General features: G+C 33.0%; 3 protein-coding genes. All 3 read left to right on the top strand.

The window, feature by feature from the left end; translation table 11 throughout:
• The first annotated feature begins 1 nt into the window (after position 1).
• The 3 genes from IGJ66_RS08815 to yqeK are packed head-to-tail and all read left to right on the top strand — an operon-like array spanning position 2 to position 17,199.
• Positions 2-15,889, top strand: a complete 15,888-nt coding sequence (locus IGJ66_RS08815) for an amino acid adenylation domain-containing protein (RefSeq protein WP_430616514.1) — start codon at positions 2-4, stop codon at positions 15,887-15,889.
• The gene (gene panD / locus IGJ66_RS08810) at positions 15,890-16,285 is read left to right on the top strand and encodes an aspartate 1-decarboxylase (RefSeq protein ID WP_071868199.1); all 396 of its coding nucleotides are present in this window, start codon (positions 15,890-15,892) and stop codon (positions 16,283-16,285) included.
• Positions 16,286-16,287: 2 nt separating this feature from the next.
• Positions 16,288-17,199 carry a bis(5'-nucleosyl)-tetraphosphatase (symmetrical) YqeK gene (gene yqeK / locus IGJ66_RS08805; RefSeq protein ID WP_430616513.1) on the top strand — a complete coding sequence of 304 codons (912 nt, stop codon included), beginning with the start codon at positions 16,288-16,290 and terminating at the stop codon, positions 17,197-17,199.
• The last annotated feature ends 1 nt before the right edge of the window (position 17,200 follow it).

The raw sequence follows: 17,200 nt of genomic DNA, 5'->3' as shown, positions 1-17,200 counted from the left end.
TATGACCGATAGTTTAGTTAAAATGTTTGAAAAACAAGTTGTGAAAAGTCCGAATGCAATAGCTGTTGAATTTAAGAATGAATCAATGAGCTACAAAGAGTTAAATGAGAAAGCAAATATTGTAGCTCATTACTTAGTGACAGAAAAAAAGATCAAAGTTGGCGACATTATTCCTTTATTGTTGGAAAGAAATGAGAATATTATTGTCGCAATGTTAGCAGTTTTGAAAGCGGGTGCAGCATACACAGCACTATCTAAACAGTATCCAGAAGCTAGAATTGATTTTGTACGAAAACAAACGAAGGCCAAACTGCTGATTGATGATGAATTTATGAATCAAAAATTTGAACAAAATTCAACTAATCTGGATATTCTAGTCAATGAAAATGAAAAAGCGTATTTGGTTTATACTTCAGGAACTACAGGAAATCCAAAAGGAGTAGTTCACACGCATAAGAGTGTTTTAAATCATATCAAGGCGTATGCTGAGTTTTTAGCTATCAAAACTGCTGCACCACTTAATATGCTCTTTTTGGTTAACTATGTTTTTTCCGTTGCAACAACTCAGATTTATACAGCATTGTTCAATGGACATAAACTGGTTATCTCTGAGCCAAACTGTTTGGAAGATATCGATACATTTTCACAATATATTGAGAAAAAAAGAATTAATTATTTTCAAAGTACACCATCACTCGCAGATAGCTTAGACTTTTCAAAATTATCTCAACTAAAAGCTGTAGCCGTGGCAGGCGAAAAACTACCACCCAGTCTTGTCAAAAACGCGAAAATAAATAAAGTGAAGCTTATTAATGTATACGGGCAATCAGAATTTCATTCTGTGACTGCTAAGGTTATTGATTCGCTAAAAGACATCAATAATATTGGCGCTACGTTAACGAATATGACTACTTATGTATTAGATGAGTCGTTTAACGAAGTAGAAGTTGGCGAAATTGGTGAAATTTGTGTTGCAGGTGATCAATTAGCCAAAGAATATTTAAATTTAAATGAAGAAACGAAAAAGCATTTTGTAGTGAATCCGTTTGGTGAAGGAAGATTGTGTAAAACTGGTGATTTAGTGAAAAAATTGACTAACCATGAATATGAATTTGTGGGGAGAAATGATTTTCAATTAAATATTAATGGAATTAGAACTGAACCGGGGGAAATCGAAGCTCAAATCAATAAAGTAGAAGGAATCAGTAATTCGGTAGTAGTAGGTTATAAAAACCAATTTATTCTTGCCTATTATGTAAGTGATGAACGAATTGATGAACAACAAATAAAAAAAGTCGTTAATATGGGTGTACCTGAATATATGCAACCTCATGCTTATGTCTGGCTTGAAAAGCTACCTTTAAATGATAATGGAAAACTAGATAGGAAAAAATTACCGGAAGTAACTATTGCCAGAAAAAATTTTGTAGCGCCAATAAGTCAGCATGAAAAAATCTTAGTTAGCTTAATTGAAAAATTATTAAAAGTTGAAAAAGTCAGTGTATTAGATAACTTTTTTGAGCTTGGTGGTACTTCATTGCAAGCAATCAAGTTGTCTAATCAACTAATGAATCAAACAAATAAAAAAATATCTACAAAATTAATTTTAAGTACGGATAGTATTCAAGAGTTAGCGGCTACTATTGCTGCTCAAAATTCAGTGAAAGAAATCCCACTAGTACAAATTAATACTACAGAAACATTCATGAGCCCAGCTCAAAGAAGGATGTTTGTTTTCTATCAACTAAATAAAAAACAAACGAAGTATAATGAACAAACAATTTTAGATTTTAATGGATATGTAAACATTAACAAATTAAAGAAAGCGCTATCTTTATTAATGGATAAGCATGAAACACTAAGAACTCGATTTCTTACAAAAGATGGAAAGTATATCCAAGAAATTATGCAAGAAGGGATACTTGATTTTAAAATTATTCCTTTTGTCTCGGATTTCGAGTCATTGGTTATACCTTTCAACTTAGAAGAAGGACATACGATGCGTGTTCGCTTATTAAGAGGAGATAACAATGATTCTTTATTTATAGATAAGCATCATATTATTACAGATGGAACCAGTGAAGAAATTTTTTATAAAGAATTATCAGAAGCTTATGAAAATGAAAGCCTATCAATGCCTGCATATCATTATAAAGATTACAGTAATTGGTTTAATCAACAAGATGTAGTCAACGAAGCTGAATGGTGGAGAAACTATTTAGAAGGATATCAAAGATTAGAGTTGGCAACTGATTATCAATACCAGAAGAATCTCTTATCAATTGGACAAACAGAAATATTTACATTTGATGAAAAATTATTGAGTGAATTGAGAGCATTCTCGAAAAAAAATAAAGTAAGTGAATATGTTGTTTTATTTACGACTATTTGCTTCTTACTATCTAAAATATATTATTCAAAAGACTTTATTCTAGGCACAGTTGCTAATGGCAGAGTGCATGAGAAAACAGAAGATATGTTAGGAATGTTTGTTAATACGTTACCAATTAGAGTAAGTATTGATCAGAATCAAAGTACAGTTGAATTTTTACAAAAGATGAATGAAAATATTTTGTCTGCAGTTTCGAATCAAAATTATCAATTTGAAGAAATTGCGAAAGATTTAAATGTAGCAACTGATGGGAGAAATCCATTTTTTGACTGTATGTACGTTTACCAGCAAAGAGATTCTCAAGAATATTTTTCTGGTGAAGCCAAAAGAAATCCATACAAAACTTCAGCGCCTAAATTTCATTTAACTTTTGAAGTAGAAGATTATGGATCGGCAATGTCTTTATACTTGAATTACGATACTTCTCTTTTCAAGAAATCTACGATTGCTAGATTAGGTAATCAATTTTTCAGATTATTAGAATCGTACTTACATTCTGAAAATAAACGATTAAAAGATGTGACTCTTGTTTCCAAAGAAGAGCAAGAAAAACTAATTCAACATACCCAGGTTTCGCCTAAACCAAATGTCATTCATTTGATAGAAGAACAAGTCGATATCCATCCAGATAGTATTGGACTGCGGTTTGAGAACAAATCATTGACCTATCTAGAATTAGATAATGAAGTGAACCGAGTAGCGAACTACTTGCTCAGTGAGTATCAAGTTGGTTCGGAGCAAAAAATTCCTTTATTGCTTCAACGATCTGAAAAAATGATTATTGCTATTTTAGCTGTTTTAAAAACAGGAGCTGCTTATGTTCCAATTAGTCCAAAATATCCACAAGAGCGGATTGATTACATTATTGAAACCTGTAAATCAAGCTTCATTATTGATGATCAATTTATGCATCAAGACTTTCCTAATAACACAGCTCGTCCAAATCAACGTATAAATGCAAATGATTTAGCTTATATTATTTTTACCTCTGGAACTACAGGAAAGCCTAAAGGAGTAATGGTCGAACATGGAAACCTAAGTAATTTTGTGGTAGAAGTTCCAAAAATGGAACATTCAGGAATGAAATCAGGAATGATTAATGGCGCTTTCTTTGAATATGTGTTTGATGCATCTATTCATGATTTGATACGTCCATTTACAATGGGTGAAAGTGTCGTGATGCTTGATACGAATCTAATTTATGATATTGATCGCTTTATTAAAACCTTGAATCATTATCATGTAGAGGCAATCGGTATGACACCATCGTTAGCTGGCAAGATTGATCTTAATTTAGTTCCAAGTATGAAAGTTATTCATTGTGGTGGTGAGTCCATTACCTTAGAAGTGATTGAAAAGTATGCCAAAACAGGCATACAAATAAATAATTGTTATGGACCAACGGAAACGACTGTTTTGAGTTTTGTAAATAATGATACAAAGGACCTTTCTATTGGTAAGCCGATAGGCGGGGTAAAACCTTATGTATTAGATGATAATCAAAAACTACTTCCAGCTGGTGCTGTAGGTAATCTCTATATAGGGGGAAATCAGGTAACTAGAGGCTACATTAATCAATTAGACGAAACGAATCAGCGATATATTATGAATCCTTTTGGAACAGGAATTTTATATAATACTGGAGACCTTGTTCGTCAATTGGAAGATGGGTCATATCAATACTATGGTAGAAAAGACCAACAAATCAAGATTAGAGGATTCAGAATTGAGTTGCCAGAAATTGAAAAGCAGCTAAAAGAAGTAAAAAAAATCAAACAAGTTGCAATAGTAGTAAGCAAAGATAATTTGATTGCTTACTATACTGCTGATGAAGTATTGGACGCAATGCTGTTGAGAAGAAAAGTTAGTGAAAAGCTTCCAGATTATATGGTACCGGCAGCTTATATTCGAATTTCTGACATACCTTTAACAATTAATGGAAAAATAGATAGTAGTAAACTACCAGTTCCAAAGTATGAAGAAGAATATATTGAACCTAAGACAGCCAGAGAAGCCGAGATTGCTCAAGCGTTTTGTGAAGTATTAGAGATACCAAGAGCTTCCGTATGTACTGACTTTTTTAGAATGGGCGGGAATTCGATTGCAGCTATTTCATTAGCGAACTTAATTGATTTACCTGTGAAAGAAATTTTTGAACAGAAGACGATTCGTAACCTTTCGAGAGTTACAGCTAAAAGCCTAAAAATTGAGAAACAGAATTTTCCTAATGAAGAAGCCCAACTGTTATCTTATGCGCAGGAACGACTTTTTTATATTGATCAATTAGAAGAAGGCACGCAAGCTTATAATGTGCCGATAGTTATTGTTTTAAATCCAAAGGTAGATTTGAAAAAGTTAGAAAAAGCTATTCAGGAAGTAGTTCAACGACATGAAATTTTGAGAACAGTTATTGTTGATTTTCATCAAAAAGTACTTAACACACAAGTCGAAATTACGCATCAACCAATTAAAAATAGCGACTATTTTTCGTATGAATTTGAGTTAGATAGAGAAATACCAATAAGAGTGAATATCTATCAACATGTTCTAACTTTTAATATTCATCATATCGCTTTTGATGGCTGGTCTACTAATCTATTATTAGGTGAGATAGCTAAGTTATATCATGGCGAAAAATTACCAGATATGGACTTACAATATAAAGATTTTGCAACTTGGCAACGGAAAGTGCAAACGAATGAAACATTAAAAGAACAAAAAGCTTATTGGATCGATCAGTTAGCTGATTATGAAGAATTAGATTTTCCTACTGATTTTGCTCGGCCTAGAGAATTTGACTATAAAGGGAAAGAATACACGTATGAGCTAGACGAAGCACTAATTACTAAATTAAAAGAACTTGCTCAAACGGAAAAAACAAGTTTATTTTCTGTAACTTTAAGTGCATTTATGATCTTACTCTCAACATATAGCAATCAAAAAAATGTAGTTGTTGGTACACCAATTGCCAACCGCCATATAAAAGGTACGGAAGAGTTGATTGGTTTTTTTGTTAACACGCTAGCTTTGAGCGCAAATGTAGCCCCTGAATTGACAATTAATGAATTCATTCGTTTGAATAGTGAACAAGTAATTAATGCACAAAAATATCAAGATCTACCATTTGAAAATATAGTAAATGAGTTGAATATTTCAACAGATTTATCAAAAAATCCAATTTTTCAAATTATGTTCGGTTTCCAAGATGTCTCTGACGTATTGTCCTATAAAGATGTGTATCTTGAAATCAATGAAGCGTTAGATTTGGATAGTACTAAATTTGATTTTTCAATGATGCATAGAGAAAACGCAATCGATTTTACGTACGCTACAAGTTTATTTAGACAGGAAACAATTGCAGATATTGCCAAAACGTATGAACGAATTCTACAAGAAATCGTTGATGAGCCAGGCCAATTAATTGCTGAACTTACGTTAACGGAAAATAGTGTGAAAAAAATAGAAAAAGAATATCCACATAAGCTGATTCACCAGTTATTTGAAAAACAAGCTGAAACAAATTCAAATGGCCTAGCAATTGTATACAAGAAGAAACGATTAACCTATGCCGAACTGAACGAGGAAGCAAATAAATTTGCTCATACGTTAATTGACCAGTATGGAATAAACCCAGAAACTTGTATACCAATACTCATGGATCGATCGGAAAAATATGTAGTTGCAATACTAGGGATTTTAAAAGCTGGAGCTTGTTACGTGCCGCTAAGCACAGAGTATCCTCAGGAACGGATCAATTACATTATTAAAAAAACAAATGCACCATTTGTGATTACAGAAGAGTTTAGGGTTTCTTCACACAAAGTAGAAAACCCAGATGTTCAATTAGAAAATAGTAATCTTGCTTATTTGATATTTACTTCGGGCACAACTGGGCTTCCCAAAGGTGTAATGATTGAACATCAAAATGTCATCAACACAATTTACAATCAAATTGAACTATACAAAATAACTAAAGAAACAAAAGCGATTCATTTTGCAGACTTTGTGTTTGATGCATCTGTTTTTGAATTATTTTACACGTTATTAGCAGGAGCTACGACTTATTTATTGGATCAGGACACTAGAATTGACTATCAAAATTTGAAACAATTTATAGTTACAAATGGAATTGATTTAGCTACATTACCACCAGCAATTTTGAATAGAGATGATTTATTAAATCTAAAAACATTGATTGTTGCTGGAGAAACGACACCAAAAGAAATTTATGAAGCTTATAATAAAAAAGGTACAACCATAGCAAATGCGTATGGTCCAACTGAAACAACTATTTGTGCAACTACAAAATTTTATGAGCCAGGTATGGATACTAGAAACATTGGGAAACCTTTAAAAAATGTTACTGCGTGGGTACTTGATGAAGGATTAAGACAACTTCCATATAACGCAATAGGCGAATTATATATTGGAGGAAATGGTTTAGCTAGAGGCTATTTTAAAGACGATGAAAAAACAAAACAAGCTTTTATTTCACACCCAGAAAAAGGAAGACTATATAAAACGGGGGATTTAGTTAAACAGTTACCAACCGGAGAGTTATTATACATTGGCCGAAATGACTTTCAAGTTAAAATACGAGGTTACCGAATTGAATTAAAAGAGATAGAATCTCGTATGCTAGAAATAGCATCTGTTAAACAATGTGTGGCTGTAGTTAAAGGCGCCAATATTATCGTTTATTACACGGGTGAATTTCATTCTTCTTTAGAAAATGTTTTACCGGCTTATATGGTACCAAATAAATATATAAAATTAGAAACGATTCCATTAACGATCAATGGAAAAGTAGATAGAAAGCAATTACCTGAGCCTATTTTTGATCAGCAAAAATTTGTATCCCCACAAACTAAAAGAGAAAGAGAAATAGCCAATGCTGTTTGTGAGTTACTGAATATAGAAAAAGTTTCTATCATGGATGATTTTTATAAACTAGGTGGTAATTCTATTTTAGCGTTAAAACTATCTAACAAAATAAATCTACAAGTGAAACAAATCATGCAAGCAAAAACAATTTTTTCCATGGCAAAAATGAAACCAAGACAAAAACAACTACAGAACTATCAAGTAAAAAGGAAAGAAAAAATTGAGTTATCATTTGCGCAAGAGAGATTGTGGTTTATTGATCAGTTTGAAGATGATAGTAGTGCTTATAATGTTCCAATTATTTTAACTTTAAGAACAAACACAGTTAGGAAGAAAATAGAAGAAGCCCTAATCCAAATAGTTGATAGACATGAAGTGTTGCGAACGTTGATTGTCGATGGTTATCAAGTCATTCAATCAGAAAAACTTAAAATTTCACACCAAGAAATAACTGCAGAAGAATTTGTAGAGCAACGATTTAATTTAGAAAAAGAAATTCCAATCAAAGTCAATATTTATAAGAATCAATTAATGATTAGTATCCATCATATTGCTTTTGATGGATGGTCAACGGAGATCTTACTAAAAGAATTAAATGATTTGTATCATGACAATGAATTACCACCATTACAAAATCAATATAAGGACTATGCTTATTGGCAAAGAGAATTTTTAACTGATAGACAACTAGATAAGCAGAAAGAATACTGGAAAGAATATTTGGCAGCTTATCAACCGTTAAATCTGCCAGCAGATTTTAAACGGCCAAAAGAATTTTCGTATGTTGGAGCGGATGTCAGAAGTGTATTCAAGAAAGAATGGCAAAATTCTTTGGAAGACTTAGCTAAAAAACATGGGACAAGTCTTTATACGATTATGTTAACTTTACTGGATATTGTACTCTCACAATACAGCTATCAACAAGAAGTAGTTGTAGGAACACCGTTTGCCAATCGTCATGTCGCGGGTACTGAAGATTTAATTGGATTTTTTATCAATACATTACCTATTAGGACCAAAATTACAAATAACTTGAGCCTAGGTGAATTATTTATCCAAAATAATGAAGCCGTGCTAGAGATTCAAAATAATCAAGACATTCCATTTGAACAAATTGTCAAGATGTTGAATGTTCCACAGGACACTTCAAGAAATCCAATTTTTCAAGTTCTATTTAGTGTTCAAGATTTTGCTCCAACCAATTTGATAAAGAATGATGTGTTTATAAACTGTAATGAGGAATTAAGTTTAAAAACTGCAAAATATGACTTATCTGTATTGGTAGAGAATGGTTTTATCAACTTTAACTATTGTACGGATATCTATAGTGAGGACACAATTCAATCAATGCTTGATAGCTATACAGCATTGATTAGACAAGTAATCGAAAATGATTCAACAAAGATAGCTAATCTTTACTTGCCGGAAAAAATGTCACTAGGAGTAAAAAAAGAATATCCTCAAAAGACAGTTGTTGATCTTTTGGCTGAACAAGTTATCAGAACACCAAAAGCAATTGCAATTGAATACCAAGAGAAACGAATAACTTACGCAGAGTTTGATTTATTGACTAATCAATTTGCTAACTATTTATTGAGTAATGGTGTCAAGAGAGGGGATAAGGTGCCACTCATTCTAGAACGGAATGAAAAAATGGCAATTGCTATTTGGGGAGTACTAAAGGCAGGCTGTGCTTATGTCCCAATTTCTCCCGAATTTCCTGAAGAAAGAAAAGAATATATTCTTAATCAATTAAATTGTACGTTAGTGGTAACACAATCCTTTGAGGGATTTTTAACTGGAAGTCAATCTTCGATAAAAATGAGACCAACTCTCAATGAGTTAGCTTATATCATTTTCACTTCAGGAACCACAGGTAAACCTAAAGGCGTGATGATTGAACATGCAGGATTGAGCAATCGTATTCAATGGATGAACGAAGTGTACCCAATAGGCAAAGAAGATAAGGTTTATCAAAAGACGAATTATGTTTTTGATGTATCCGTGTGGGAACAAATCTGGGCAGTTTTGACGGGAGCAAGAATCGTTTTTGCAAAGGAAAATGGGCATAAGGATCCATTATACCTTGCAAGTGAAATTAAAAAGAAACAGATTACTGTTATGCATTTCGTTCCTAGTATGTTGGATGTATTCTTAGATACCTTAGAAACCTATAATATTGTGGCTAATCAAGTGGATATGTCTTCACTAAAATATGTTTTTTGCTCTGGTGAGGCACTAAGTTTAGCAAGTGTTCAACGATTTAAAAAAATGATTCCCAACGCAAATTTATACAACTTGTATGGTCCGACAGAAGCAAGTATTGACGTCACAGCCTATGATTGTAATCCTGTCAATATCAATAAAATTCTTATAGGAAAACCTGTAGCTAATACGAATTGCTATGTGCTGGGAACAAATAACCAGCTATTGCCAGCAGGCGCAATTGGTGAGTTAGCTATTGGTGGTGTTCAATTAGCACGAGGTTATTTAAATCAAGCAGAACTAACGAACGAAAAGTTCTTCAACCATCCAAAAGTTGGAAGGATTTATCTCACAGGTGATCTTGTCCGAGTCAATAATCAAGGAGAAATCGATTATTTAGGTCGAAATGATTTTCAGGTAAAAATTCACGGGTTGAGAATTGAACTTGGTGAAATAGAGAAACAACTAGCAGAAATAAATGGTATTCAGCAAGCAATCGTGGTAAACAAAGATGAGCAACTTATTGCTTATTATTTGAGTTCAGAAAAATTCTCACCAGATTATTTGAGAGAGATGTTAAAAACAAAACTCCCTGATTATATGGTTCCTAAAATCTATATGTATATGGAACATTTTCCATTAACAATCAACGGAAAACTGGATCGTAGTTCTTTACCAACTTCTGAATTGATCCTTGAAGAATTTCTAGAACCTAGAAATGAGACTGAGTTAGAAATACGGTCAATCTTCTCTGAACTGTTGGGACATGAGCAAGCAAAAATTAGCATATTAGATAACTTTTTTAATTTGGGCGGAGACTCAATCAAAGCAATCCAATTGAGCAATCGTCTGAAACAAAAAATGGACAAAACTGTCTCAATTAAACAAATTTTTGATGCGAAAACAATTAAAGAAATAGCGTTACTGATTGATGAACTTGGTGAAGTTCAAATGAGTTCTGAAGAAGGGGAATTAACTGGGAAAGTCAAAATGCTCCCTATTCAAGAATGGTTCTTTGAAGAATATCATTCAGCTCATTTTAACCAAGCATTTGCCATTCAATTACCAGAAGAAGTAGCCATGGATAAATTGAAGGATGCCCTTGTCAAATTGGTTAATTATCATGATGCTTTACGTTTAACATTCAAAGATGGTGTTCAGACTTATGGTCCATCAATTTCAACAGTTGACATTTCATTAGTGAATAGCACGGATGATCTCAATAAAATACAGGAAAGTTTTCAACTTGATGATAAATTGTATCGTTTTTCAATAAAAGAAAATATGCTGATTATTATCTGTCATCACTTAATAATTGATAGTGTATCTTGGCAAATTATTGCATCTGATTTAAAAGAACTTTATGAAGGAAAGAACTTATTGAAGAAACAGACTAGTTATCGTCAATGGAGCGAAGCAGTCAATTCAATTAAACAAAAAAACTTCACTTTTGAAGCGGATAACCTACCTATTGAAAGATATAGATGTGGAGATACGTACCGTAGTACAAAGCTAACTATTAATTCCAATGAAACGAAAAAATTACTACAAAAAGTAAATCAAGTCTTTAATACAAATATGAATGATCTTTTATTGACGGCTTTAGCTAGAACATTAAAAAAAGTAAATCAAAAAGATATCACCAGTGTAAAAGTAGAATCTCATGGACGTGGAGAAATAGACCCTAACTTGAATATTCAAAGAACAGTCGGGTGGTTTACCACAATATATCCGCAATTGATTTCGACCAATCTACTTGAAACAAAAACCTTTGGACGAGAAGTGAAAGACTATGGGATAAATTATGTTGCAAATAAGGGAATCCATTCAAAAAAACTTCCGTCAATCATGTTTAATTATTTAGGACAAGTAGCTACTGGAAAAGATAATGATTGGTCCATTGTCCAAGCAGAATTAGGGAATCCCACGAATGTAGCATTTACTGAAGTTCTAACAATCAATAGTGCAATTTATCAAGAGATGTTGACATTAGAGTTTAGTGGAGTTATTGAGGGATTAACGGAACTTGCTTCAGAATATGAAAAAGAACTAAAAAAATTGATAGCTGACCTAGAGCAAATGAATCGTACTTACTTGACCGTTGAGGATGTTCAAGAAGTTACTACTCAAAAAAATCTGGATATACTCCAAGCCACGCAGGAACTTGAAACGGTCTTGCTAGCTAATTCTTTACAAAAAGGTTTTGTCTACCAAAGTTTAAATAATTTAACGAATGATGACGCCTACGTTTGTTCATTTATTTTCGAATATGAACAAGCGATTGATGTGGTTAATTATCAGAGAGCTTGGGCTTATGCGCAACAAAAATATCCTACTCTACGTCTATCATTAAATGCGGAATACGGTGAGATTTTACAAGTCATTGCGAAACGCGGACAAGTTGATTTTGACTATCTAGAAAACGTTACAGTTGAAGAGGTTGTCAAAAGAGAAAGACAAATTCCTTTTTCCTTACAAGAAGGTAATTTGTTTAGAGTCAGACTAATAAAATTGAGTTCAACTCATTTTGTCTGCGTGCTAACGAATCACCATGCAATACTTGATGGTTGGTCTAATCCAATCTTGTTAAATACGGTTCATGCTATTTATCATGACTTAGTTAATAATCAACCAGTTCGGATAGTAAAAGACAAAGCTTATATTGAATCACAAGCTTATTTAGTAGAACATACGAATGAAGATAAAGAATACTGGAAAATCCAGCTTAACGAAGTTTTACACCCAGATCTTTCTGGCCTATTCAAAGATGAGATGAGAGATACCAAGATTGAAAACTTTAATCGGATTAAAGATCCCAAGGATAAGATCTTTAAGTTGTCCAAGAATGAACATGAAAAGCTAAGTGGTTTTCTAAAGAAACATGAAATAACAACCAACATTATTATGCAATATGTATGGCATAAAGTATTGAGTATTTACGGTGGGGTGAAAGAGACGACAGTTGGCGTAGTTAATGCTGGGAGAAACTTACCTATAGCTAATGTAGAAAACAGCGTCGGTCTTTACATCCAAACCTTACCAATTCAATTGAAGCATTCGGAAGAAAACATTATCAATCAGTTACATGAACTTCAGGATCTCAATAATGAAGGAATGACGAACGGGTACGTCAATCTCTCAGAGCTACAACAAAATGGTGATCGACTATTTGACACACTCTTTATTTATGAAAACTACCCAGTACCAGAAGGAAGTGGTGAGGATAATCATCTTCGTATTACGAAAACAAGTGGCGTAGAGAAACTAGACTATCCTCTGACAATTGTCGCTTATGAGACAGAAAATGAGTTGAATATACGTATAAAATATGCAGCTGAATTATTTGCTGATAGAACAATTGATGCACTGTTTCATTTGATGCATTACTTAATTGAACAAATTATGAATGAACCAAATCAACTGAAGTATGTTAAGAACGTACCAACATTTGGTTTTGCTGAGTACCCTAAGCAAACAATTGTAGAAATTTTTGAAAAGCAGGTTGTAGAAACGCCGAAAAATATAGCAATTGAATTTGATCAACACATTTACTTGTTTGATGAAATAAATATACAAGCCAATCGTTTGGCGCATACACTAATTGAAAAATATGGTATCAAAGCGGGGGATAAGATTCCGTTATTGTTGCCTAAGTCTGAAAAAATAATAATTGCGATGCTTGGCATTTTAAAAGCAGGAGCTGTCTATGTGCCAATGGCCACGTCCTACCCTAGTGAACGAATTGCTTATATTCAAAAGCAAGTCAAGGCAAAATTGACAATTACTGAAGAATTCATGCAACAAGAGTTCTCTTTAAATGATAGCAATCCTAATGTAGGGATTCTGCCACAAGATTTAGCCTATATTATTTTTACTTCAGGAACTACTGGAAATCCCAAAGGTGTAATGGTTGAACATCGTAATTTCATTTGTTATTTGGCTAATATGATTGCTTCAATTGAGAGAACTGGGACAACTGATATTGAATTTGGTTGCATTGCTGAACCTGTGTTTGATATTTTTGGAACAGAGGTGTTTGGACAAGTATTGAGAGGGAAATCAATTCATTTATTTACGGGACAGCCAGAAGATTTCCCTATATTTATGAAAAACAATCGAATAACAACTTTACAATCTACACCAGGAAAGATTAGTTATTTATTCCAAGAAAATGATGCAAAGATTTTAGAAAGTGCGCTAACAACTATTTTAGTAGGTGGCGAAAAAATGAATGCCTCATTTGCTGATCGTTTCAAAACAATCAATTTGATTAACATCTATGGTCCAACAGAGGGAACGGTATGGACTTCAATGAAAAAAGTAAAAGACAATTATTCAAATATAGGTACGCCATTTCCACATTATGCCCATTATATCTTAGATGAACAGTTGAGGTTGTTACCAGATGGAGCACCTGGAGAATTATATGTTGGTGGACCACAACTTTCAGCAGGATATTATGGACAAGAAAGCTTAACAAAAGCTAGCTTTATCGAAAATCCTTATAATTCTTTTAATTCACCAGAATACACCAGAATCTATAAAACGGGGGATGTCGTTCGAAGATTATTGAATCAAGAATATGAATTAATCGGCCGTAATGATTTCCAAGTGAAGATAAGAGGATTTCGTATAGAATTGGGTGAGATTGAAGCTGCAATGTTGAAAGTTCCTGGGATTAAGCAGGTACTCGCTTTAGCTTTAGGAAAATCAGATAGTAAATATCTTGGCGTTTATTATCAAGGAGAACAAGAAATCGAACGTAAAACCATTGAAGATGTCCTTGCGAAGTATTTAACAGACTATATGATGCCGTCTGGTTATCAATATGTAAAAGAATTTCCTTTAACAATTAATGGAAAAATAGATCGACGAGCTTTACCAAAAATTTCCTATGATAATCAAATAAGATTTATAACACCGAGAAATGAAGTAGAAGACACAATGCTAGATATCGTTTGCGAAGTTCTTGAATTAGAAAAAACGAATATTTCAATACTAGAAAGTTTCTTTAGTATTGGTGGTGATTCTATTAAAGTAATTAAGTTGATTAGTTTGGTTAAAGCTAAGTTGGGATACAAGCTGACAATCAGTCAAGTATTTAAAAATAAAACGATTGAAAAAATAGCACAAATTATTGATGAAAACAAACACAATCAAGTACGAAGCAACGACCATCTAGAAGTAACTAAGCAACACTTTAATGATGTCAAAGAACAAAAATTAGCATATGCTCAGCAACTATACCAAAGAGCACCAAAGAACTCTTATAGAAACATCAAAATTAGATTTAAACTAAAAGAAACCATTGTTCCAGCACGAGTAGCAGCAGCCGTAGTGGCAGTAGTTGATCGACATGAAGTTCTTAGAACCAAAATTTATGAAGATTACCAAGTCGTAGATGAGCAAAAACTAGTAGTTACTTCAGATGAAATTGATACTGAAAGATATTTTAATCATGAATTTGATTTGAGCAAGGAAATTCCAATTAAAGTAAATATAACCAACGATGAATTCTGTTGTGTGATTGATCATATTGCTTTTGATGGCTGGTCTACTTCACTATTCTTAAAAGAAATTGAAGCATTTTATGACAAAAAAGAATTAGAACAATTGCCTTATCAATACAAGGATTATTCAGCTTGCCAATATAGCTTCTTGAACAGTGACCGCAAACAACAGCAATTGAAGTATTGGAAAAAAGAATTAGGGAACTTTAAAGGTGTTTATTTAGCTGACAAGATTACTTCTAAAAATCAGCAAATGGCTGGCGGAGATGAATATTTCCATATTGACGACAAACAATACGAAAAACTTCAACAGTTAATTAAGAAAAATGATTTGACCATGCATAACATTTTATTAAGTATTTTCTATTTAATGAGTGCAAAAATCACGAAGCAATCAAAAATTGCTATTGCCATCCCTACGCTCAATCGAAATGTTGCTGGAGTGGATAAGTTGATTGGATTGTTTGTCAATCAGTTATTGTTGCAGATCGAGATAAATGAAACAGATACGTTTATAACATTTGTAAACAAACTAAATGAAAAAGTTGTTTCAGCGCAAAGTAATCAGGATGTTCCACTTGAACAAGTGCTAGAGGAAAACAAGATTCAATTAAGCGGAAATACGCTATATTTTGGAATTCAAGGATTTAAGGGAGAAGCATTGAGTCATTCTAATTTGTTTGAAGGCATAAAAGAAATGAATCAACAAGTCCAAAAAGATGCTTTCAGCGATTTAACACTCTTTGTTTGGGGACAAACATTGGATTTCAATTATGCTAAAGATTTGTTCCAACCAGATCAAATAAAATTATTCATAGCTGTTTATCAAAGAATCGTTCACTTAATAATTGAAAATCCAATGATTCAAATAAAAGCTATTTTTCAGGAGGAAAATTAAATGTTAGTTGAAATGTTAAAAGGAAAAATTCACCGAGCAACGGTCACCGAAGCAGAACTTGATTATGTAGGAAGTATCACGATTGATGAAGCTTTGATGGAAGCAAGTCATATTTTTGAATATGAAAAAGTACAGATTGCCGATGTTGATAATGGTGAAAGGTTTGAAACATATGTTATTGCAGGACCAAGAGACTCAGGGATGATTTGTTTGAATGGGGCAGCAGCTAGATGCGTCTCTGTGGGAGATAAAATAATTATCATGAGCTACTGTCAGTTAAAAATTAGTGAGGTAACAGATAACAAACCGTATGTTGTTTTGGTTGATGAAGCGAATAAAGTTCAGCGGAAAGTTAGATACGAAAAGTATGGGTTACTAACAGAGGAGCTAAAATAAAAATGAAAGAAAGAAATTTTTTAAACCCAGTAACAGAAAACTTTCTCCACGCAATTGGCGTGGGGAAAGTTTCCTATGAGTTAGCAAAAAAATTTGATGTTGATCCCAAGCGTGCATTTGTAGCAGGTGTTCTTCATGATCTAGGGGGAGCCATTCCCGATAGCGATAGAGTTGAAGTAGCACAGCTTTATAGCATCCCGCTTTTTGAAGAAGAAAAAAAGATTCCAATGCTTGTTCATGCAAAACAAGGGGAATTTTTTGCCAGAAATTTGTTTGAAATCGAAGATACAGAAATATTAAATGCAATCCTTTACCATACGACTTGTATTGATAATGCTTCTTCATTCGTAAAAATTGTCTTTATTGCTGACAAAATACATTGGGATCGAAATGGCGAACCACCGTACCTAAATGGATTGCTAAAAGCACTCGAACAGTCACTGGATGAAGGCTGCAAGTATTTCCTAGAATGGCTATGGAAATCAGATTTATATGTGGTACATCCATTTTTGAGAAGAAGTTATGGATATTATATTCGAAATCAAACATTCCCATCTTTACAAAAAAACTTGTTAATGAACGAGAAAACAACTGAAATTACGTCAGAAATAAGAAAAAAATATTTTCTAAATGAAATTATTCGTGAATATGAAAAAATATTTGAAAGGACAGAGAATTCTTTAAACTTAGTCAAAAGCAATAATATTGATACAGATGAAGCTTTTATTGCAGCAGCTTTAATGAATGCAAGCAATACGATTTTTGAAAACGAAAAAATAAAAGTTGCTTCCGCTCTTCAATTAGATCCCAACGCACCTAATCTAGCTGCACAAATTAATTATTATTTTGCTAAAAATGAATTTGCTGTAAAAAATCCTCGTATTTTAGAAACAATATTGAACGCTAAAGAGTAAT

The sequence above is a fragment of the Enterococcus sp. DIV0176 genome (assembly GCF_050528535.1).
GTDB classification, from domain to species: domain Bacteria; phylum Bacillota; class Bacilli; order Lactobacillales; family Enterococcaceae; genus Enterococcus_B; species Enterococcus_B thailandicus.
The sequence above is the reverse complement of the archived record's forward strand: the minus strand, read 5'-3'. Positions and strand labels throughout refer to the sequence as shown.